This is a genomic window from Flammeovirga sp. OC4, assembly GCF_000812565.1.
Taxonomy (GTDB): Bacteria; Bacteroidota; Bacteroidia; order Cytophagales; family Flammeovirgaceae; genus Flammeovirga.
Genome location: NZ_JTAM01000011.1, coordinates 63,975 through 87,502, shown reverse-complemented (window position 1 = coordinate 87,502; position 23,528 = coordinate 63,975). Strand labels below are relative to the sequence as shown.

15 protein-coding genes and 1 riboswitch are annotated in these 23,528 nt (G+C 36.1%); of the genes, 3 read left to right on the top strand and 12 right to left on the bottom strand.

What is annotated here, in order from left to right; translation table 11 throughout:
• Positions 1-14: 14 nt before the first annotated feature.
• From PL77_RS10370 to thiS, 9 genes are all read right to left on the bottom strand, one after another.
• Positions 15-749: a polyprenol monophosphomannose synthase gene (locus PL77_RS10370; RefSeq protein ID WP_044204549.1), complete on the bottom strand. Its 735-nt coding sequence runs from the start codon at positions 747-749 to the stop codon at positions 15-17.
• A gap of 110 nt (positions 750-859) precedes the next feature.
• Positions 860-1,936, bottom strand: coding sequence for a HesA/MoeB/ThiF family protein (moeB, locus tag PL77_RS10365; protein WP_044204547.1), 1,077 nt, complete (start codon positions 1,934-1,936; stop codon positions 860-862).
• Between the two features lie 302 nt (positions 1,937-2,238).
• Positions 2,239-3,345, bottom strand: coding sequence for a 2-iminoacetate synthase ThiH (gene thiH, locus PL77_RS10360; protein WP_044204546.1), 1,107 nt, complete (start codon positions 3,343-3,345; stop codon positions 2,239-2,241).
• Positions 3,346-3,443: 98 nt separating this feature from the next.
• The gene (locus PL77_RS10355) at positions 3,444-4,217 is read right to left on the bottom strand and encodes a thiazole synthase (RefSeq protein WP_044204544.1); all 774 of its coding nucleotides are present in this window, start codon (positions 4,215-4,217) and stop codon (positions 3,444-3,446) included.
• A gap of 60 nt (positions 4,218-4,277) precedes the next feature.
• Positions 4,278-4,922: a thiamine phosphate synthase gene (locus tag PL77_RS10350; RefSeq protein ID WP_044204542.1), complete on the bottom strand. Its 645-nt coding sequence runs from the start codon at positions 4,920-4,922 to the stop codon at positions 4,278-4,280.
• The gene (locus PL77_RS10345; protein ID WP_044204540.1) at positions 4,919-5,680 is read right to left on the bottom strand and encodes a hydroxymethylpyrimidine/phosphomethylpyrimidine kinase; all 762 of its coding nucleotides are present in this window, start codon (positions 5,678-5,680) and stop codon (positions 4,919-4,921) included. The genes PL77_RS10350 and PL77_RS10345 overlap by 4 nt, the downstream gene beginning before the upstream one ends.
• The gene (locus PL77_RS10340) at positions 5,653-6,375 is read right to left on the bottom strand and encodes a thiamine phosphate synthase (protein WP_044204539.1); all 723 of its coding nucleotides are present in this window, start codon (positions 6,373-6,375) and stop codon (positions 5,653-5,655) included. The genes PL77_RS10345 and PL77_RS10340 overlap by 28 nt, the downstream gene beginning before the upstream one ends.
• 72 nt (positions 6,376-6,447) lie before the next feature.
• Entirely contained in the window at positions 6,448-8,292 is a 1,845-nt protein-coding gene (gene thiC / locus PL77_RS10335) for a phosphomethylpyrimidine synthase ThiC (protein WP_044204538.1), read from the bottom strand.
• 181 nt (positions 8,293-8,473) lie between these two features.
• Entirely contained in the window at positions 8,474-8,680 is a 207-nt protein-coding gene (gene thiS, locus PL77_RS10330; protein WP_044204537.1) for a sulfur carrier protein ThiS, read from the bottom strand.
• Between the two features lie 104 nt (positions 8,681-8,784).
• Positions 8,785-8,879: riboswitch (TPP riboswitch) on the bottom strand.
• 234 nt (positions 8,880-9,113) lie between these two features.
• On the opposite strand from thiS, the gene PL77_RS10325 reads away from it, so the two are divergent.
• The gene (locus PL77_RS10325) at positions 9,114-10,166 is read left to right on the top strand and encodes a LuxR C-terminal-related transcriptional regulator (RefSeq protein WP_044204536.1); all 1,053 of its coding nucleotides are present in this window, start codon (positions 9,114-9,116) and stop codon (positions 10,164-10,166) included.
• On the opposite strand, the gene PL77_RS10320 is transcribed toward PL77_RS10325, so the two are convergent.
• Both PL77_RS10320 and PL77_RS10315 read right to left on the bottom strand, forming a co-directional pair.
• Complete coding sequence (locus tag PL77_RS10320) at positions 10,150-11,223, bottom strand: TIGR03032 family protein (protein WP_044204533.1); 1,074 nt, start codon at positions 11,221-11,223, stop codon at positions 10,150-10,152. The genes PL77_RS10325 and PL77_RS10320 overlap by 17 nt on opposite strands.
• Before the next feature lie 111 nt (positions 11,224-11,334).
• Positions 11,335-18,357, bottom strand: coding sequence for an FG-GAP-like repeat-containing protein (locus PL77_RS10315; protein WP_044204531.1), 7,023 nt, complete (start codon positions 18,355-18,357; stop codon positions 11,335-11,337).
• A gap of 315 nt (positions 18,358-18,672) precedes the next feature.
• Between PL77_RS10315 and PL77_RS10310 the strand changes: the two genes are divergently transcribed.
• Both PL77_RS10310 and PL77_RS10305 read left to right on the top strand, forming a co-directional pair.
• Entirely contained in the window at positions 18,673-19,287 is a 615-nt protein-coding gene (locus PL77_RS10310; RefSeq protein WP_253273978.1) for a tRNA-(ms[2]io[6]A)-hydroxylase, read from the top strand.
• Positions 19,288-19,362: 75 nt separating this feature from the next.
• Positions 19,363-20,673: an anthranilate synthase component I family protein gene (locus PL77_RS10305; RefSeq protein WP_253273977.1), complete on the top strand. Its 1,311-nt coding sequence runs from the start codon at positions 19,363-19,365 to the stop codon at positions 20,671-20,673.
• Positions 20,674-20,800: 127 nt separating this feature from the next.
• Here PL77_RS10305 and PL77_RS10300 read toward each other — a convergent pair whose 3' ends face one another.
• Positions 20,801-23,368 carry a DUF5916 domain-containing protein gene (locus PL77_RS10300; RefSeq protein ID WP_156152314.1) on the bottom strand — a complete coding sequence of 856 codons (2,568 nt, stop codon included), beginning with the start codon at positions 23,366-23,368 and terminating at the stop codon, positions 20,801-20,803.
• Between the last annotated feature and the right edge of the window lie 160 nt (positions 23,369-23,528).

Sequence of the window (23,528 nt, the reverse complement as noted above, 5' to 3'; positions counted from 1 at the left end):
ACAATGATTCTAATTTATGCTTGAAACTTTCTGAAGTAGCTTCTGATTTTTAGTGTGATTACACCAAAAAATGCTTCTTTGAAAATGCTTGTACTCATTTTTGAAGTACCTCTTGTTCTATCTGTAAATACAATGGGTACCTCTTTAATCTTGTAACCGTACATCCACGTTTTAAACTTCATTTCAATTTGGAAAGCATATCCTACAAAGTGAATTGTGTCCTTTGTAAGGATAGTATTTAACACTTTATTAGTATAACATTTGAAGCCGGCCGTAGTATCGTTGATGGGAAGGCCAGTGACAAACTGAACGTATTTACTGGCAAAATATGACATCAATACTCTACCCATTGGCCAATTGACTACATTGACACCTGATTTGTATCTAGAACCAATAGACATATCAAAACCATCTTCTTTGCATGCTTTATACAGCTTTTCAAGATCATTTGGATTATGAGAAAAATCGGCATCCATTTCATAGATAAATTGATAATCTCTCTCTAATGCCCATTTGAAACCATGTATATACGCCGTTCCCAATCCATTTTTTTCCGTTCTTTCTTCTAGAAAAAGACGATTAGGAAATTCTTTGATTAGCTCTTTGACTTTTTGACCTGTACCATCGGGTGATCCATCGTCCACAATCAGCATGTCAAATGAAGTTTCGAGATTCATTACAGCACGTATGATCAATTCTACGTTTTCAATCTCGTTATAAGTCGGTGTTATTACTAGATTTTCTTTCACTTCGCAAAGATAAAAATTTTTAATAGCTAAGGAAGGTTAATCTTCGTTAAACAGAAAATATTATTTTGACTGATGTTATTGTTAATATTAGGTGCACAAAAAAGTGCTTTTTAGAGCAATTCCATCCCACCTTTTAAACTAAAAAGTTGGGCAGTATTATTCAGTGTAGTTTGATACACCTCAATCGCTTTTCTGCTTCTTTTACCCGATTGACAATAGAAAATGATATGATCCACCTCCGGAATTTCATCTATCCTTTCTTCCAATTCAGCTAAAGGAATATTGATTCCGCCAATATCATCAATATCTCTTTCGTATTCTTCGCGGACATCAATTAATACCGAGTTATCAAGATTGTCGGTGAGTATCTCTTCGACTTGTTCATAACTAATCTCAATTTCATCATCTGGAATCGCACAAAAATCAAAATTATAATCACCTAATGTTGATATGTTGGCAACTTTTGGATTTTTCTTAAACTTCAACGTCTGAAATTGCATATCTAAGCCACTTACCAACAAAAGTTGTCCACTTAATACATTTCCTGCTCCTGTGATCAACTTTATTACTTCTGTGGCTTGCATTGTTCCCATAATACCCACCATCGAACCGACTACTCCAATTTCATTACAGTTTGGAGCTTCTTCTTGAGATGGAGGATTAGGGAAAATACAGCGGTAAGTAGGACCGCCTTTGTAATTGAATACCGAAAGTTGTCCATCAAAACTCTGAATAGAGGCAGAAACCAAGGGTTTGTCTTCTATCACACAAGCATCATTGATAAGGTATCTCGATGAAAAATTATCTGTTCCATCTACTACCACATCTGCTTTTTTGATGATAGCTAAAGCATTTTCTTTTGAAAACTGCTCTAAAATCACCTCCACATTGCAGTCAGGGTTCATTGCAATGAGGCGGTCTTTGATCACTTCTGCTTTGGGTTTGCCAATATCAGAAGTGGAGAAAAGTACTTGACGTTGAAGATTAGAAACGGAAACGACATCATGATCAACAATAATCAAATGTCCTATTCCTGCTGCCGCAAGATATTGTAATACCGGACATCCTAATCCACCTGCACCAATCACCAAGACAGAAGCATTTTTCAACTTTTCCTGTCCTTCAGCTCCAATCTCCTTTAATCTGATATGTCTGTCGTATCGTTTGTATTCTTCTTTCGTCAACATAATTATGTTCTTAAATCTTTATTTTTGGGGATTTTCCTATAGTATTAAACGTAGCAGGCTATCCCTTATATATCAAACCTCTTTGATATTCACATTTTTAGCTAACATGTGTATTATTTGACCTAGAAGTCAGAGACTTCTTATGATCTTTCAAGCACAAATGACGCTGTCGCTTAACATTTGCGCTAGGTAGAGAAGCAGAACCACTGGCGCGGATGTTAAGTGATAACGTCATCCGTGCCTAATGATCATCAGAAATCTCCTGATTTCTGTGAAAATTGTGTACGTTAGTCAGAACGTTTCTACTGAAGTGCTAAATCCCAATCCTTCCAAACAACTTCATAACCTTGGCTTTTCACCATCTCTGCAAACTCCTCAGCAGATCTCTCGTCTGAGATTTCAAATTGCTCCAATGATTCAGGCTCCACTACATATCCACCAGGGTTTGTCTTCGATCCTGCTGAAGCAGAAGTAATACCTAATTTGATGATATTGTCTCTGAAGATAGGGTGTTCTCTTGTAGATAAAGAAAGTTCTACTTCTTCATCGAACAAACGGTAAGCACAAATCAACTGTACCAATTCTCTATCATTCATTTCCACTTTAGGTTCCAAACCTCCTGAGAAAGGTCTTAATCTAGGGAATGAAATTGAGTATTTGGTTTGCCAATAGGTACGCTCAAGGTAGTCTAAATGCAAAGCGGTAAAGAATGAGTCTGTTCTCCAGTCTTCTAAACCAATCAATACACCTACACCAATTTTGTGAATACCTGCTTTACCCAAACGGTCAGGCGTATCTACTCTGTAATCAAAGTTCGATTTCTTTCCTTTCGGGTGATGCTTTTTGTAATCATCCTTATGGTAAGTCTCTTGGTATACCAAAACCGTATTCAAACCAGCCTCAATCAACTCTTCATATTCATCTTGGTCCATTGGCTGTACCTCCATTGAAATATGAGAAAAATAAGGTTTCATCAGTTTGATGGCATTCTTAATGTACTTGACACCCACCGTTCTGTTAGCTTCGCCAGTTACCAAAAGAATGTGCTCAAAACCCATTGCTCGGATAGCTTCCGCTTCGCGAATGATTTCTTCGTCCGAAAGCGTTCTTCTTCTTACTTTATTGTCTAAAGAAAAACCACAATACGTACAGATGTTTTGACATTCATTCGAAAGGTACATTGGCGTGTACATCTGAATCGTGTTGCCAAATCTCTTCTTTGTCAACTGATGACTTAATTGTGCCATCTGCTCTAAATAAGGAGCAGCCGCAGGCGAAATTAAGGCTTTGAAATCTTCTAAATTTCTTTTCTCTTTTCCCAAAGCACGCTCCACATCATGAGCGGTTTTGGCGTAGATACTTGCCTTTACTTCATCCCAATTATGTTGATAAAATAAATCTTGATACATAAGTCATGGAAGAGGGAACAGGGAAGAGAAACAGGGAAAAGGAAAGAGAAATCTGATCTCCACCTCTTACCTCTTACTTCTTACCTCTTACCTCAACATTAAAGTTGGTTCAAAAATCCTGTTAATGGCGAACTTGCTTCAGCAGTTACTCTTGGTTGAGCAACTTGAGCTAAGTGTGCCGCTCTACCTGCTTCTACTGCTTGACCGAATGCTTTACCCATTGCAACAGGATCTCCGGCAACAGCAATGGCAGTGTTAACTAAAACTGCATCAGCTCCTAATTCCATGGCATGTGCTGCATGAGAAGGAGCACCGATACCTGCATCAACAACAACAGGAACGTTACTTTGTTCAATGATGATTTCTAAGAAATCCAATGTTTTCAGTCCTTTGTTACTTCCAATTGGAGCACCTAAAGGCATTACTGCGTCACATCCTACTTCCTCCAATCTTTTACATAAAACTGGATCTGCGTGAATGTAAGGCAATACCACAAAACCTAATTTCTTTAATTCTTCTGCCGCTTGAAGTGTTTCAATCGGATCAGGCATTAAATACTTGGGGTCAGGGTGAATCTCTAATTTTACCCAGTTGGTTCCTAGTGCTTCTCTTGCCAATTGTGCTGCAAATACAGCTTCTTTAGCCGTTCTAGCGCCAGAAGTATTTGGTAATAAGTTGAACTGATCGTGTTGAAGGTGCTTTAATACATCATCATCAGGATTGTCAACGTCTACTCTTTTTAGAGCAACAGTGACTAATTCTGATCCTGAAGCAATCAAAGATTTCTCCATCAGATCATTTGACATAAACTTTCCTGTACCTGTGAAAAGGCGTGAATTGAAAGTTTTATCAGCTATTTTTAATTGATCCATGAGGATAATTTTTTAATTCTATAATAATTAAGCAGTTGAACAATTAAAATCTTTAACTACTTATAAAACAGGAGTTGAAGTTCTATTCAAAATATCATTCATTACAGTAACTACGCCGGCAGGGTTGATTGCATTGGCAATGACTCCTGAAACAGCGATACCGTGAACACCTGTTTTCAATATATTTTCCACATCTGTCACTTCAATACCACCAATTGCAATAATTGGTGTATCAATACCTCTTTCTTTACATTCGTCTAAAAGCGATTGATAGCCTTCCAAACCTAAGATCGGACTCAGTTTCTTTTTTGTTTGTGTAAAACGAAATGGTCCTAATCCAATATAATCTACACCATAGTCATACAAACGCTGAATGTCTTCGATGGTATTGGCTGTGCCTCCAACAACTTTTCCTTCTCCTAGAATTTCTCTTGCTTCTGCTGGAGAAATATCTTCTTTGCCCACATGTACGCCATCCGCATTTACTGCTTTAGCTACGTCTGGTCGGTCATTGATAAGAAGGATGGCATTATGAAGATTAGTAATTACTTTGGCTTTTTTAGCTAAAGCAATGTAATCTTCAGTGCTGATATCTTTGGCTCTAAGTTGAATCCATCGACAACCTGCTTCGCACGCTTCTTGAATATGCTGAAGGTGGTTTTTGTCTTTTTTTTCAGTCGAAATGTAATGCAGTTTGTGTATCATGATATTGTTATGAAATGATGTTGTCCAAATTTACTTGGGTCACTTGCTAAGTAATCTTCGATATAAATTTTACCTAAACGGCAGGCTTCTTCAATTGATTTTCCATGGGCGAGGTAACTGCTGATGGACGATGCCAAGACGCAACCTGAACCATGTTTTTCGAAAACCTCCATCGGTCTGCCTTCAATTTTTGTGATCTTACCTTTATAAATCAGGGAGTCCGTTCCTTTTTCTGTAGGATGATGCCCTCCTTTTAAAAGTACATGCGTAGACTGACTGATTTTAATGGCTTCTTCAAGCGGATCGTTGTCAGAAAGCTGTTGCATCTCTTTCCAGTTGGGAGTGATCAAGTCTACTTTCTTCAAAACTTTATCCAGTTGACGAATGGTTGTCTCATCGTGGAAATCAAAACCTGCACTTGCACTCAATACGGGATCAAGTACTACTTTACACATCGGATAAAACCCTTTGATCAGATCAATCCAATGCCTCATCAATTTGAAATTCTCAATGATGCCGATTTTTAATACATGAATAGGATAGCGTTCTATGATCGGTAAAAGCTGTGCAGTAATCACATCAGCACTTACCCAGTTCATTCCTATAAATTCATCTCCGGTCTGATACGTCAGTGCTGTACAAATTCCGAAACCATGAACATCATGTGCTTCAAAAGTTTTGACATCTGACAATACGCCAGCTCCGGCTGAGGGATCGAATCCCGCAAGTATTAAGGCATTAGGTCGAGTGTTTTCCATGACGATTGTAATTCGAAGGCTTTATTTTTGATTTCTTCTGAAGAAGCATTCCATAAATATCCCAAAATTGCTACTCCTGTAAATGAAGACCCATCTAACTCTGAAAGAGTTTTAGGAGTGATACCTCCTAATGCAATGATTTGATGATGTGGAAAACGTTCCTTTTTCATCCTTTTCAGAATCTCTTTGTTGGAATTGTACCCAATTTTTGAAGTGCTATCAAATACGGGGCTCAGAAACAAGTAATTGAAAAGTGTTGGGATTTCTGGAATCTCGTCCATCTGATGTACAGAAGAACTCAATCGTAATCCTTTCTTTTTCCAAACTTTTAACGATTCTGTATTCAACTCTTTTCGCTGAGATTCTTTAAAGTGAATTCCACCAACATTATACTTTTCAGAAAGAGTATAATGTTGGTGTAAAGTTATTCTAGAGTGAAAATGAGTAGGGATAACTTCCAGTAAGTTTTTGATTTCCTCTTCAGTCACATTAGGTTTTCGAAGGTGAATAATGTCAATGCCATTGTTCAGCCAACAAATAATCTGATCAACTTCAGCGTCGTAAAAGCTTTCTTTTGTTATGCCAATAGTAGGAGGTGTGAGGTATGAGGTATGAGGTAAGAGGCGATTGTCGTTTTCACGCACCTCAGCTTCTCTTAACTCTTCCTTCTTAATGATCTCTCTTTCTTCCTCCATACTTCTTCTTCATTTTCGGCTAGACATGTAGGTCTGTCGGGTAGACACATAGGTCTACCCCTACACCACATTCTAGTGATAGATTTCTCCTCCTAATTCTTTAAACTCTTCAGACTTCTGCTTCAAGCCTTCTTCTTTCTCTTGCTTCGCTGCAAAATCACGAACATCTTGCGTAATCTTCATCGAACAGAAGTTTGGTCCACACATCGAGCAGAAGTGAGCAACTTTTGCACCTTCAGCAGGAAGTGTTTCATCATGATATTCACGAGCAGTATCTGGATCAAGTGACAAATTGAATTGATCTTCCCAACGGAATTCAAAACGAGCTTTTGACATCGCGTTATCACGGTATTGAGCACCTGGGTGACCTTTTGCCAAGTCAGCTGCGTGTGCTGCAATTTTATAAGTGATTACACCTTCTTTTACGTCTGCTTTGTTTGGTAAACCTAAGTGCTCTTTTGGTGTTACGTAGCAAAGCATTGCTGTACCGTACCATCCGATTTGAGCGGCACCAATTGCAGAAGTAATGTGGTCATAACCTGGAGCGATATCCGTAGTCAATGGACCTAATGTATAGAAAGGAGCTTCGTAGCAGTCTTGCAACTGAGCATCCATGTTTTCTTTGATCATGTGCATTGGAACGTGACCAGGACCTTCAATGATTGTCTGTACGTCGTGCTTCCATGCAATCTTAGTCAACTCACCTAATGTTTTCAATTCTGAAAGCTGAGGCTCATCGTTTGCATCAGCAATTGAACCAGGACGAAGACCATCACCTAATGAGAAGGCTACGTCGTATGCTTTCATAATTTCACAAATCTCTTCGAAGTGAGTGTATAAGAAGTTTTCTTTGTGATGTGCTAAACACCATTTCGCCATGATTGAACCACCACGAGATACGATACCAGTCACACGTTTCGCCGTCATTGGAACGTAACGTAATAATACACCTGCGTGGATTGTGAAGTAATCGACACCTTGTTCTGCTTGTTCGATCAACGTATCACGGAAAATCTCCCAAGTTAAGTCCTCTGCTTTACCATTTACTTTTTCTAATGCTTGGTAAATTGGCACTGTACCGATTGGCACTGGAGAGTTACGGATGACCCACTCACGTGTTTCGTGGATGTTTTTACCTGTAGAAAGGTCCATGATTGTATCAGCACCCCAACGGCAAGCCCAAACTGTTTTTTCTACTTCTTCCTCGATAGAAGATGTAACAGCAGAGTTACCAATGTTAGCGTTGATTTTCACCAAGAAGTTACGACCAATAATCATTGGCTCAGACTCAGGGTGGTTGATGTTGTTAGGAATTACAGCACGACCCGCCGCTACTTCATCACGAACAAACTCAGGAGTGATTTTACCTACTGGAGTGTTTGCACCGAAGCTGTTACCTGGGTGTTGAGTACCGAATTTACCTTCTTGCTCTTCAATTCTTTGGTTCTCACGAATAGCAATGTATTCCATTTCTGGAGTGATGATACCCTTACGAGCATAGTGCATCTGAGAAACATTTTGCCCTTTTTTCGCTTTCAAAGGCTTTTTGATGTGCTCGAAACGTAAGTGATCCAATTCAGAATTCTCTAAACGTTCGATACCATACTCAGATGATAACTTAGGAAGCTCTTCTACATCACCTCTGTCAAGAATCCAATCCTTACGAAGTTTATTCAAACCTTTTCTTACATCGATCTCAATTTCAGGATCAGTGAAAGGTCCAGATGTATCATAAACTGTGATTGGTGGGTTTTTCTCTACTTTGTTCAGGAATTTGTGGTTTGTATCCGCCTGCTCGATTTCACGCATCGCTACTTTGATGTTGTGAATCTTACCGTCAACGTAGATCTTTTTCGATCCAGTGAATGGCTCACGGCTGATGACTTCCTGACTAGGGATTTTGTCTTGCTTTTTCATTTTTTCGTAAGTGTTTATTCGAGTGAAGAATTAAGAAAATCGGGGTGTTTCCTCTGCTTAATTCATAAAAACATCTGATTTACCAATCCCAAAAAATCAATTTTGTTTTGAGAAATCAGTAAAGAATAGAAGTGAAAGATCACCAATGTTCTTAATTCTTCAGTTTTATTCTTCAATCAAATTATCCTCCTTGTGCAGGAGCGACTATCGTGACATGATCATTTTCAGTGATCGCATGGTTTTCCCAAAGATCTTTCGAAATAATCTCATCATTAATTGCGACCGCAACAGTGCCACGTGCCACCGAAATATTCATGTGCTCTAATAATTGTGCTATAGAGTAAGCACTTGGAAGTGAAACAGACTTATTGTTTACAGTGATATTCATTTCTTCATTAAAATTTGAAATGTAGGAGTTACCATGAGTAACATGATCAACTCAAAATCAATACAATCAATAAACCTTAGGAGGGAATGCACGGAGTGCGTGCAAGAGTAGAAATGACTTTTCCCTTCGTCGGTACTAACCGCATCAGGTTCAAAGGGTATTTCTCAGTCCGACTTAACGAACACCCCTAAAGTGTAAAGTGAGGCAAAATTAATAAATAAAAATTAAAAGACTAGTTTAAAATTAGTTATAAATGATTTTTAAGGGGAAATGTGGATGAAAGTTACGTTTTGGTGTATTATTTAAGTAATGATAACGAGCTGATTTACTCCTGTAAAAACTTCTTAGAGATTAAAATGTTGATGGAAAAATTGTATTAATAGAGAAGATCATCCACCTTTATAAGGTTATTTCTACTTTTTACTATGGGCAAATGATTGATATCTTAGATGAAAAACATCGTATACACAAGATTCTGTATAGGCTAACTCACCTGGCCTTTGTGACTACTTTGATTTATATTCCACTATACTTTTTTGCAGGAAATTACACTTTTATACCTGTTCAAATTGCCACTGCTTCAGTGATAGGGTTAATATTTTTCTTTATCAAAAAGCAATTTTATGTTCTTTCTGGTTACCTGCTGTCGGGTGTATTGACCTTGTCTATTGGTTTAGCTTCTTACGTTACACCAGATGTGAGTTCGGAGTTGCTCTTGATCCCAGTCGGAGTGGTTTTAACGGCTATTTTTGAGAATAAGAAACACACCGTCATTATGTTTTTGGTCGTGTTTTTTACCTATCTATTTATAGAGCAATATAGGTTAAGTTGGGAAGGAATGGTGTCATATTCTGATTATTTTAAAGACATTGTTTATCATCATAATATTGCTACCATTTTTATCGTCTCTTTTCTGATCGTATTTCATTTCAATAGAAATATGAAAAGGTATGTGAAAGCTTTGAAACAGCAGAATGTAGCCTTAGAAGAACAGCAAAAACAAATCGAAGAACAGGCGCAAGAACTCTTAGCTGAACAAGAGAAAAACCATGAACTGGAATTAGAGTTTAAAAGAAAAGATATAGAAAAGCTGAATGCGAATAATCAGCTCAAAGTAAAACTACAGACCAAAGCAGTGCAGACATTGAGTGATATTTTGAAGTCAGATGATATTAAAAAAGAACTCAAGACTGTGATTCGTGAATTGAAAATAAGTAATGCCAGTCAACAGAAAATTCAATTGATGCAAGAGAATATTGATGAAGTAAACACTGTTTTTGAAGATCGTTTGGCAGGGATTTGCCCCACATTAACGAAAACGGAACGTGAAATTTGCTCCTTCATCAAACTAAATCTTTCTACAAAGGAAATTGCTGATATCCGTAATACCACACCCAATTCTATTCGTGTCACAAAACATCGAATCCGTAAAAAAATGGATATAGAAGAGGAAGTAGAATTGGAAAGTTTTATTCAGCGTTTGTAATTTTCTGCCAATAGGAGGCATTTGGAGTAGATACCGCCATTTTACTTTCAGGACTATCAGGGTGTAGGATATTAGGTCTTTTTAGGTTAGGGAAAAGTTTGACATCATAGATTTCGTCCACTGAAGATTTATAAATGATTTCACCTTGAAAGGACATTGTAGGTAAGTGAATTATTGCTATTCCAGCTCTATTTTTTTTGATATTAGGAATCAACTGTTTGAAAGTAGAAGAATTCTCTCTCAGCTTTGACATGCCTATAAATAAGTAATCTCCGATGTGATCCATGCCTCTTACAAAAGCATTGAGTGATAATAATGTATTGACTTTCCCACTTTTCAAGTCTATTTCCACAAGTTCTCCCTTAGCAGAAAGTAAGCAATACATTTTGTCATTGATCAATCTTGGAGAATGTGGCATTGCTAAACCATCAGTAATAATTTGATCGGATTCAATGTCTATTAATACGCCTCCCGTTGTGATTTCACTTCTCCAACTTTGTTTTTGATTCCCTTGATTAAAACATGTAGCATATTTTGGTTGACCGTCTTTCATGACCATCCCATTCAGATGACAACGATCTTCAGAGGATAAATTACTGATAAATGAAGGCTTCCAATAAGGTTCAAAATTGAAGTCTTCAGAAAGTTTCATAATACAAGAAAACAAGGTGTTCACACCATAAATTCCATCCTTTCCAAACTCCAAATCATGAATATCCAAGAAGTTGGTTTTATAAGTGATTGTTGGCAAAAACAGGCCGTCATATTTGTTGGGAGCCTTTAGATAGAATTGAGCTAATTCAGCATTGTTTTTAAAGACAATGACTTCATCTTTACAGGCCAAAGCAATCTTATTTTGGTCTGAAGGGTGTTTTGCAATTCCCATAGGTTTATGAAAAGTTCGGGGTAATTGCACTAAGTGTTCATTGTCTTTTGGTGAAATAAATACCAATTTTCCAGCTTGATAAGTACTGATGCCGATACTGCAATTCAGTTGTTGAAGCAATTCTGGAATATGTGGTGTAAAGGTGCAAGCAAAGGGTGTGATGTTTTTCATATGACTTAAAATTTTAGACAAAGCCTATTCAGTAAACTTAAAAAGATAAGCTTAAAGAATAGGCTATTAGGTCTAACTTACTTCAATTACTGTATTTCTAATTACCGATTATTATAATTTGACAATAGTTTTTTGAATCGGAATAGTAGCATTATCTACTGTGATATAGACAATATATATTCCCGATGTGCCTTTGATATACTTCTCAATGCTTTGCGTATTTTGATGATCACTAGAGCTCACCAAACCACCATTCATAGCGTATATTTTGACGTTTATATTATTTTTTATGGATTGAAATGAAATATTGATTTTATCAGTGAAAGGAGATGGGAAAATATTCACTTCTTCAATTTCTAATTCAATCGACGTAACATCTTCTTCCTCTTTACAGAAATCGCTTCCTTCTTCATGTAGTATCAAATCTAATTTTAAGATACTACTGTCGCACCCCACTTCATTTCGAAGTGTATCATAATAGATACCTGATGAAGAAAGGAGTCTTCCATTAAAATCATAACTTATACAAGTCTCAACCACAATTTCATCTAGCGTAGCTACCGTTTTTGTGTAATCAATAGTAACAACACTATCACACCCGACAGAACTCGTCAATGTCTGAGTATAAATACCTGTAGAGGTGAGTAATTCACCATTGAAATCATAGTTTTCACATGTATTAATTTCGATTGTATTTTGAATAGCGTGGTGAATAATCAAATCTAACTGTACGATACTATCACATCCGACATCGTTAGTTAATGTATCAAAGTAAGTTCCTGATGTAGTGATTGTTTGATCATTGAAGTCATAACTGTCACAAGTTTTTACCTCTTCAACTGAATAAGAAGGCTTGTTTATGATTAAGTCCAATTGTACGATACTATCACATCCGACATCGTTAGTTAATGTATCAAAGTAAGTTCCTGATGTAGTGATTGTTTGATCATTGAAGTCATAACTCTCACAAGTTTTTACCTCTTCAACTGAATAAGAAGTCTTGTTTATGATTAAGTCCAATTGTACGATACTATCACATCCGACAGCGTTAGTTAATGTATCAAAGTAAGTTCCTGATGTAGTGATTGTTTGATCATTGAAGTCATAGTTCTCACAAGTTTTTACTTCTTCGATTGTATAAGAAGTCTTGTTTATGATTAAGTCCAATTGCACGATACTATCACATCCGACAGTGTTGGTTAAAGTGTCAAAGTAAGTACCTGATGTTGTAATGACTTGGTTATTGAAGTCATAACTGTCACAAGTTTTTACCTCTTCAACTGAATAAGAAGTCTTGTTAATAGTTAACTCCAATTGTACGATACTATCACATCCGACATCGTTAGTTAAAGTGTCGAAGTAAGTTCCTGATGTTGTAATGACTTGGTTATTGAAGTCATAACTCTCACAAGTTTTTACCTCTTCAACTGAATAAGAAGTCTTGTTTATGATTAAGTCCAATTGTACGATACTATCACATCCGACAGCGTTAGTTAAAGTGTCGAAGTAAGTTCCTGATGTTGTAATGACTTGGTTATTGAAGTCATAACTCTCACAAGTTTTTACCTCTTCAACTGAATAAGAAGTCTTGTTTATGATTAAGTCCAATTGTACGATACTATCACATCCGACAGCGTTAGTTAAAGTGTCGAAGTAAGTTCCTGATGTTGTAATGACTTGGTTATTGAAGTCATAACTCTCACAAGTTTTTACCTCTTCAACTGAATAAGAAGTCTTGTTTATGATTAAGTCCAATTGTACGATACTATCACATCCGACATCGTTAGTTAAAGTGTCGAAGTAAGTTCCTGATGTTGTAATGACTTGGTTATTGAAGTCATAACTCTCACAAGTTTTTACCTCTTCAACTGAATAAGAAGTCTTGTTTATGATTAAGTCCAATTGTACGATACTATCACATCCGACATCGTTAGTTAAAGTGTCGAAGTAAGTTCCTGATGTTGTAATGACTTGGTTATTGAAGTCATAACTCTCACAAGTTTTTACCTCTTCAACTGAATAAGAAGTCTTGTTTATGATTAAGTCCAATTGTACGATACTATCACATCCGACATCGTTAGTTAAAGTGTCGAAGTAAGTTCCTGATGTTGTAATGACTTGGTTATTGAAGTCATAACTCTCACAAGTTTTTACCTCTTCAACTGAATAAGAAGTCTTGTTTATGATTAAGTCCAATTGTACGATACTATCACATCCGACAGCGTTAGTTAATGTATCAAAGTAAGTTCCTGATGTAGTGATTGTTTGATCATTGAAGTCATAGTTCTCACAAGTTTTTACTTCTTCGATTGTATAAGAAGTCTTGTTTATGATTAAGTCCAATTGCACGATACTATCACATCCGACAGTGTTGGTTAAAGTGTCAAAGTAAGTACCTGATGTTGTAATGACTTGGTTATTGAAGTCATAACTGTCACAAGTTTTTACCTCTTCAACTGAATAAGAAGTCTTGTTAATAGTTAACTCCAATTGTACGATACTATCACATCCGACATCGTTAGTTAAAGTATCAAAGTAAGTACCTGATGTTGTAATGACTTGGTTATTGAAGTCATAACTGTCACAAGTTTTTACCTCTTCAATTGTATATGAAGGGTTGTTTATGATTAAGTCTAATTGAATAATACTATCGCATCCCACTGCATTGATAAGTGTATCGTAATAAGTGCCAGATTCAAAATAAGTACTATCACCAAAAATGAAGCTTTTACAACTGCTTTCTTCAATTGAAGTAAAAGAAGAAATTAATCTTTCGAATTGTAAAGTAACCGTACTGTCATATCCTTCTATACTTTCTAAATAAGCATAATAAGTTCCCGTTTCGGTAATGTCTTGTTCATTAAAAAGAATTGGATCACAAGAAGAAATTTCAACAGTTTCAAATAACTGTCCATTATGAGTGAGTTGGATGTCTTGTTGATAAAAACCTTCGGCGGAAAGTTCGAAGATCAGCTCATCATTTTTTTGAAGTTCATCAATAGTGATAGACTGCCCTTCATCAACGTCAGCATCATAATAAGCTATAGAGGCTTGTTCTTGACAAGAATTTAAGCGGACATCAACAAACATAGCATTAGAGAAATCAAATATGACGTTTCCATTTTCAGGAACGGTGTATTTAAAATATTTAGTTTCATTGGAAAGGATAACAGAGAAGTCATTGTTTGTAATTTCAAGAGCTGTATCACAAGTCAAACCTTCGTTGTCAGTGTAACCAATTTCAAATTCAAAAGGGTCTGAAACATTATTTCTTTGATTGATGAAAAAGTGATACGTTTCTCCAGCCGTGACATTAGCTCTTACTAAGGATTGTAATCCATTTACATCATCTGAAGAATTAATAAAGCCACTTTCACAACCTTGTTTTAAGTTGATCCACGTATCTAATGAAGTTCTCCCAAGGGTACTGATAAATAAAGTTCCTGTTTTTTCAGAGGTGTATTTAAACCATTGATCTCCTCTGGAATTTTCTGCATTATAAATACCAATCCTATCTAGTTGTATAGCTGATGAACAAGAAGTACCAGGAATGGGAAGAATAGAGATATCATAAGAATGATCTGCTTCTTTGATATCAGCATAGATAAAGATAGAAGAACAGTTTTCACTATATAATTCAAATGAAGCAGTATCATTTGAGATTGTTGATGTTCCAATTAAGCTGTCAAAACACGTCGAAAAAAAAACTTCAAAATCATTTTTGGAAGGAGAGACGATATTCACCCATTGGTCAGGTTCCGTTTTGAATTCTAACCATTGTTTATCAGAGGTAACCTGTTTGGTTTCTGAAATTAAAATGCGCTCTGCTTCTGCACATCCCTGATCAAATGAAACTTCAAAAATATAGTCATCTGGATCAAAGCGGTCTGAAAGATGAAATGTAATACTTTCTCCTTTTTCTAAATCCATCTCAGTATAAAAGTTAGTCCAACATTTATCATCTACAATATGATCAAGAACACAATCTTTGTATACCTCAATAAATGTATCTTCATCAGAAATCTCACAAGTAGAAATTTTTAATGTGCCAGCTTCTAGTGCGGTATATTTATACCAAGGAGACGTATCTTCATCTCTCACTCTATGATAACCTTCGGTGATTTCTAAAGCTGATGCACAATTATTTCCGAAAGGGGAATCTTGATATTGCGTAGAATGAGCGTAACAATCATCAATAAATGAAACTTCAAAAATGTAATCATCATATACTTCATCATCAATCATTTGGAAGAGAATAGAATCACCTTTGCTAAGAGCAAGAGTCACTTCAGCTTGATCATCACAGGCATATTCGTTGAACCCAACAAATAAGTTACACTCTTTGTAGAGATTAATTCTTGTTTCTTCCTCTGTAATACCGCATGTAGAAATGGTCAGCCATCCATTATCCTCTGCTATAAATTTATAAAATGGACTTTTACCATTATTCTTTACAGCATAGAATCCTTCTTTTACCAATGGTGCTATACTACAGTCTTCTGTTTGCAGTTCTGTATTGATTTTGAAATACTCAATACTTACTAAACTGTCACACCCTTGTTCATTTTGTAAAGTGAAATGATATTCACCTGTTGTTTCAATTAGGGTGTCATTATTAAAAAGATAGGGTTCGCTAGATTTAATTATCAGCTCAGTTTTAACTTTCGGAAGCCCTAAAACGAATACGTTGGAAATCATATTATCTATTGTATCCGCTAACACTTGAGGGGTTGTAATAATTGAATCTTTCCAATAAATTACTTCACAACCAAGACTTCTGTATTCCCATTTATCAATTGATTTAGCTTTAAACTCCGTCACAGAAGATTCTGAAGGAGCACCTATATAAACAGAAGAATCGGCCAACTCTATATTTATTCTTGGGTGTATTCCTTTATCACTTTCATAAACCAATGCTTGGTGAGGAAGCCATTCTCCATTTGATTTTTTATAAAGTAGAATATCTGAAAATGTAGCTTTATGTCCATTCAGTAGCTTTTCTTGTATAGGATCAGATGCAATTAATAAAAAGTCGTCTTTGATTTGTGTATAATGCCCGTAATATTGATGAGTAGTATTGTATGGTAGAGCAATATTACTTTCTAATTCCCATCGGTCATTCTCATTTTTGTGGAAAACTTTCACAGAATCATATTGAGGAGCATTGTACTTGAATTGGCCAAGGATAAATTGATTTTGATCTAATTCACCTGAAATGAAAGAAGCATTGTTGATTGTTGTAGTTTGAGAAATTGTCCATTTATTTTTTTGATAATGATAGATATCTAATTTATCGGGTGTACCCACAAACAAATCGTGATCATTTATTTCAATAATTCTTGTGTTAGAACTTATAGGAATCTGTTGAGTTTCTATCCATATATTAGATTCTTCATCCCAATCATATAAGAATAGATTATCAGTATTGGCAATGGCCATTTTGGAATCAGAAAAACTAATTTCCTTTCCAAAATAACTAGATCGATCAGTAGAAGCTTTAATAAATTGAAGTTCTTCCCAATCACCATTGACATCTTTTTGATAGATATAAACAAACCCAGTATTGATGTAAGCAGGGTAATCTGCTTTATCATAGGCCTTGGGAGCACCAATGATTAAGAACCTTTCATTAATTTCTACTTCAGCACCGAACTGACTGGCAGGGTTGAGATGATCAAAAGCGTAAATTTTTTGATGAAATTCCCATTCTTGCTGTTCATTCTTTTTATACATCTCAACCGCTCCGGTTTGATACAGTTTTTGATCTCCTTCCCCATGATGACCATAAAAGGAACCGATGGCCATTGAAGTAGCATTGGTCTTCACATCCCATCCAAAGCGGTCACTAGAAGCACCATAATAGGATAAATCACTTGAAGTGTAGGTTTGATGTTGGCGAAAATGAACTGTATTATTTGTTAGCCCTTTTTCACGTTGAATCGTTTGTTTTGGGCTTGTTTTTCCAACGTGTGCAATGTCACAACCACCGATGCCAGCATAAGAAGGAGCTTTTCCATTAAATTCAAAAAAGAACATACTGGGGTGTTGTGATCCTGCGAGAATCATATCTAAATCACCATCATTATCAAGATCGCCAAAAGCCATGGCCTCTCTTCTTATATCATCTAAGCCAGTATCTTCTAAATTAAAAGGGTTAGTGATGGGAATTGTAAATTGGGGAGAGCAATTATTTCCTATATTTTCAAAAAACTGAATGTCCTCATCCCATGTTCCTACCAAGAGGTCTTGATCGCCATCATTGTCTATATCATTAAAAACGGGAGTTCCTTCAGAAATAGGTGAGTCAAATAAACCGTAATCATTGTATTGGAATTCGGGCAAACCAAAAGGAGTTTTGATAGGAGAAGCAAAATGAGGGTTTCCTTTGTCTCCAACATTTTCATAATAAAATGCTTCTCCATAATAATCTACAACTAGCAGGTCGTAATCACCATCGTTATCCAAATCAACAAAATCACTCGCATTGGTGGAATATTCGCCGATTTCTCCTGTAACTTCAAATCCAAAAGCATTTTTTTCTTTTTTAGCAAATTGAGGGGCCGTGGGCGTACCGGTGTTTTCATAGTAATAAAGGTCTCCGTATTCATAAACAGAAATAAAAAGGTCATAGTCCCCGTCGTTGTCAATATCAACAAACGATGGTTCTAATGCCGGGTGGTCAAAAGGAATTTTAAAGTCAAAAGGGGAAGCAACAGGAGCACTTTCAAAATTGGGGATGTTTTTATCTCCTGTATTTTCTACAAAATAAAGATCAGGGTTAGAACCATAGAAGAAGTCCAAATCGCCATCATTGTCAATATCTACTAAAGCAGGTTTATACATAGAAGGAGTTCCTGCATCAGTGATTTGAAAATTGGCAAATTCAGAGATGTGAATTGGCGCCTCAAAACTTTGAGCATTAACTGAGTTGATACCACAATAAAGTATAGCTGTTGAGAGGCATTTTTGGAATGTCTTATTTGTACTGAATTGAAAAACTTTGTTGAATAATCGTTTTACTTCACAAGAGAGCGAGTTATAATTTGAATGATTCTTTTGTAGAGTAATTAAAGTTTCAATCTTTCTTTTCAGTTGTCTTTTTGAGCGAGAGTTAAAAGTATTTTTAAATTTCATAGTAACATGTTTGAGATGTCTTTGCAAAGACGTCACTATGATCGTTTTTTGATGAAAATATAGCATTACAAACCATTACAATTGACAGTAATAGCATTACATATCGTTCCTGAAAAGAGTGGAAAAGTGGGTTTTTAGTATTGTAATGGCTGATTTTAATGTAATGTTTACAATTTTGCTCAAAATATGGAATATTCTTTCAGATAAGCGTTAGTTCTTGCATTATCAGATCATTTTTAAATTTTAATTCTCAATTATTGAAGGAATATCTCTAATTTCGCATCGGGATTTTTAATGGAATATTATTCATAAATAATGGAAGAAGAATTCAAAGGGCAAGGACACATGCTTCACCTCAAATTACCAACTGATCCGAAGTGGGTAAACATGGTGGAGAAAAACAATATTGAGGAAATTTTAGTTGATCATGCATACTGCGAGCAGAAAGCGGCAACGGCAAGTATGTCTATCATTGTCAATTATCCTGAATTGGATGATGTGGTGGATACTTTGATGCCTATTGTAGCAGAAGAATGGGAACATTTTGAGAGAGTCGTAAAGCAACTTAGAAAGCGAGGGCTATCTTTGGGGCGTATGCGAAAAGATGAGTATGTTAATGCGATTGTAAAGTTTGCTCGAAAAGGAGGTTCAAGAATGGATCAATTGGTCGACAAACTTTTAGTGAGTGCTTTGATTGAGGCTAGATCTTGTGAACGATTCAAATTACTTTGGAAAGGATTGGATGATGAAGATCTGAAAAGCTTCTATTATGAATTGATGATTTCAGAGGCAGGGCATTATGTCACTTTTATTGAATTGGCAAGAAAGTACAAGCCAAGAGAAGAAGTGGATGCTCGCTGGCAAGAATTCTTGAAGTTTGAAGCAGAACTCCTCAAAACTATGGATGTCAGAGGAGATAGAATGCATTAGCAATTTTCAGTTAACAGATTCTTAATTGATTAAACTGTGTAAAGATCAATTATAAATGATTAATTTTGTGTTGTGATGTTTTTGGAAGAAATAGAAGATAAAAGAATGCGTTTTCAAGTCGAAGATGTGGAGTCGTTTCGTCTGCAAGCATGGAACTGGGGTAAGGATGAAACTTACTGCACCTACTTGTATGATCACGAAATAGATTACCCTAATGGTGGTTTTAAGCACTTACTGGCTGTTGGGGCTAAAAAAGTTTGTGATATTGAAGATGGAAACTCTTTTGAAAGCGTTCAAAAATTCCATGATCAGCATAAAAGTTGGCTGTTTGGTCATTGGGGATATGACCTTAAAAATGAGGTAGAATTGTTATGTTCTGACCATCAAGATGGTATTGACATGTCAAATGCCTTTTTCTATATCCCTAAAACGCTATTTATTTTTGAGGGAAATGAGGTTCAAATTGTTTCAGACGGTGATGCTGAAGCTATTTTCTATCAAGTTTCTCAACAAGAAGTACCTCAACCGTCAAAGGATGGATGGGGTGGAAAAGTGAACCCTAAAATCTCTCATAAAATCTATATTGATACTGTAGAAAGAATACAGGAACATATCGTAGAAGGTGATGTATATGAGGTCAATATTTGTATGGAGTTCTTGGCAAGAGAAGCGGAAATTGATCCGTTTGATTTGTACTTAAGAATTTCAGCATTGTCACCTGCTCCTTTTTCAGCATTTCATAAAGTGAAAAATAAGTTTGTCGCTTGTTCTTCACCAGAACGTTATATGAAAAAAGAGGGCAATAAAGTAATTTCTCAACCTATTAAGGGAACAATCCGAAGAGGAAAGACAGAGGAAGAAGATCATCAATTGAAATTACAACTTCGTAATGATGAGAAAGAAGTGGCAGAAAATATGATGATTGTAGACTTGGTGAGAAATGACTTAGCTAGAACTTGTAAGGCGGGAACGATCAAAGTACCAGAGATTTTTGGAGTCTACGGTTTCAAGTCCGTTTTCCAAATGATTTCTACCATTGAAGGAGAAATTAAACAGGGTATTCCTTTTGCGAAAGTACTGAAAAATGCTTTTCCAATGGGAAGTATGACTGGTGCACCTAAGGTGATGGCAATGGCATTGATCGAAACGTATGAGCGAACGAAACGAGGTTTATACTCTGGTTCTATAGGTTATATCACTCCAGAAGGAGATTTTGATTTTAACGTAGTGATCAGAAGTGCCTTTTATAATTCAAGAAATAAATACTTATCCTTCCAAATTGGTAGTGCGATTACGATCGACTCCAATGCAGAATTAGAGTATGAAGAATGTTTATTGAAAGCGAAAGGAATGCTGGATGCATTAAATGCTGAGATGAAGTTTTAATAAACGATATATTGAAATTATAATAAGCCCCTTGACTGTTAAAAGCAGTGAAGGGGTTTATTTTAAAAAAAAAAGCACTTGATATTGACGGAATCAAGTGCTTCTTAAATGATGATAAAAGGAAAAATTAATTTCTACTAAATCCTTTTTTCACCTGTTGATAATCCAAGAAATACATTACTCTTACGGAAACGGTGTTCACTTGTGCCTCTTTCCACATTTCGTTGATATTTTCATTAAATCCATAATGTGAATTATGAGAAGATGAACCTAGTTGATTCCTCCATAAGGCAGTAAAGAAACTTCCTGGTAAAAACTCCCAACTGTAGGATAACTCCATGTTGAAAGTATTGTAATTCGCATCGTGTTCTTTTTCACCATCCTCATTGATATCTGAGTAATCAGATTCAGAAAGGTCTCCATCTTGCGTAAGATTGAAAAATTCACTGTAGGCTACTTGTCTCCAATAATGTCTTAGTCTGAACTTCACAAACATTTTCGGAGAGAAAGTGTATTGTGTCCAGAAATTATTTTCTAAGGTAGTTACATTACGGTCGCCATAAATCACGTTTTCTACGTCATCATTTTCATCACGCACTGTGGTAGCATACCCTTTTTCATTCTGTTTGTTGTTCCATGAAATGGAATGATTGATATCCCATTTATCAGAAGCTCTAAAAGTTTGACCGTAACGATAGTAAGTATCAAACTGATTAAACTCTTGACGCTGCCAGTAGCTTGTTCTGAGACTTACAGAGTACTTTTGTCTACCATCTGTATTGATAGTTAAACCTCCCCAATTGGAAGGATATTGTTTAAATCGATAACCATCTACCCTAGGCCCAAAATAATCATAGGATAACCCTGGTTGGATAGAAAAGTCATAATAAACACTCCATAAGTTATTGAACTGCATCCAACCATCAGTCCAAGCTCTTCTTGAAATAAAAGTGCGAGGATTATACAGCCAGTTTTCATTGGCACTCAATCGTACCCAATAGCGTCTATAAAAGCCTTTAGGCTCAAAAATATTATAAGAAACATTGGCCGAAGCATAAATCTGATTGTTTGAACTGTTGTAGCCCAAATCATTTGGATTATAAGTATCAGATTCAATGTTTGTAGCTCCCCAATATCTCCATTTTCCAGCCACTTTACCACCACTTAGGTTGATACGGTGACCAAGTGTTGTTAACTTTTGATCTTCTGTGGATGGATCATCGTCTACTGGAAGATATTCTTGCGATAGCGATCCAAAACCTCTAATTCTATAGGTATTCGTTCTATTAAATAGACTGAATTCTCCAGAAGTGACATTGGAATTTTTATACCCTGAACCCCTCATCACATTCGTATTCATAAATCCTACTTTGGAGTTGTTGGGTAAACTTTGTTCCAGTGAAATCATATTGAAGTTAGTGACAGGGTCTACTTTCACCTCTCTAAGATCATCAGTGAGTGTATCTTCAATAATGGCAAAGCTCTCGTTTGTGATAGAGTTTAATACTCCTACACCTAATCCTTTTTCCGTAATACCAGTTAGTTTAATAGAATTGATTAACGGAGCATCAGAAGGCTTATAAATATATTGTTCATGCTCTTCCAATAAATCATTACTCGGAGAATGATGGCTTTGACCAATTCTTCTAGAATAGAATTGTCCCCATTTATTGAAAATTGTAGTGTTTTGTGTAAAGAAGTCTCTGAATTCACCAAACTTTACTTCAAAGGCTGATAAATTTAGTACATCATTGTCTGCTTGCACTTGAGAGAAGTCGGGTACTAAGCTCACATCCAATGTAAAACTTTGTCCCAAACCTAATTTTAAATCAGCACCTCCAGAAAATGTATTGGCCATTTTGTCGCTCCCTTGCTTTCCTACCACCACATTACTGATATAAGGAGAAAGCGTAAGGCGAAGTGGAGGTTTTACATCATAGATTCCTCTTAGTGTACCAAACTGATTTACATAACCTGATTTATTAGCATCAACAGGATTCCAAAAAGAAGTTTCTCCTCTACGAGAAATTCCCCTTGAGAAATTTAATCCCCAGATTTGTTCTTTTGAATCGGGCATTCTTAATGCTCTGTAAGGAATTGCCATTTCTACAGCCCAACCTTCATCATTTATTTGTACAGCACTTGACCAGACCTCATTCCAATTTCCATCCCAACCTGATGTTCCTCGCTTTCGATCACTTTGAACTCCCGATGCAGTAACGACAAATTCAAACGCATCTTGTTGTGTGTTGTAAGTATCAAATGAAACAACAAAAACATCAGCTCCGTTTCCTCCTGAATCCCTTGCACCCATGTTCGTACGAATTGAATCCGGGGCAGGATCATACAATTGAGCAGCTACATAAATAGCATAATCGTCATAAGCGATTTGAACTCTTGATTTAAAAGCGGAAGGTTGATTATTGTAAGGGCTATTCTGAGTAAAATAACCTTCAGATATATATTTAGCAGGATCTGCATTATACAATACATTGTTCGCACTTGCAGTAAGGTTACTCATATGCAATGGGTCAGACCATACGGCATCATCTAAATCACCATCAATCTTTGGTGATTCACTTGCGGCCCAAGCATGTATATTCATTCGATGTAAAGTATGTTGTGCTTGTGATAAAGTCGAAATGAAGATACATAAGAAGAGGGTAGTGATAAGTTGGTAGGAAAAGGATTTCACGTTAATAGTATAAGTGCTCTAGTAGTTCAAATATTTATTTAAAATAAATTTCGCAATTATAATACCTTAATACAATGAGGTAATATAATAATGATGATTATGCCCCCCTTTTTTGAAGAATTATTCAACAATTAAGGTTTATTATGATAAAATTAACAAT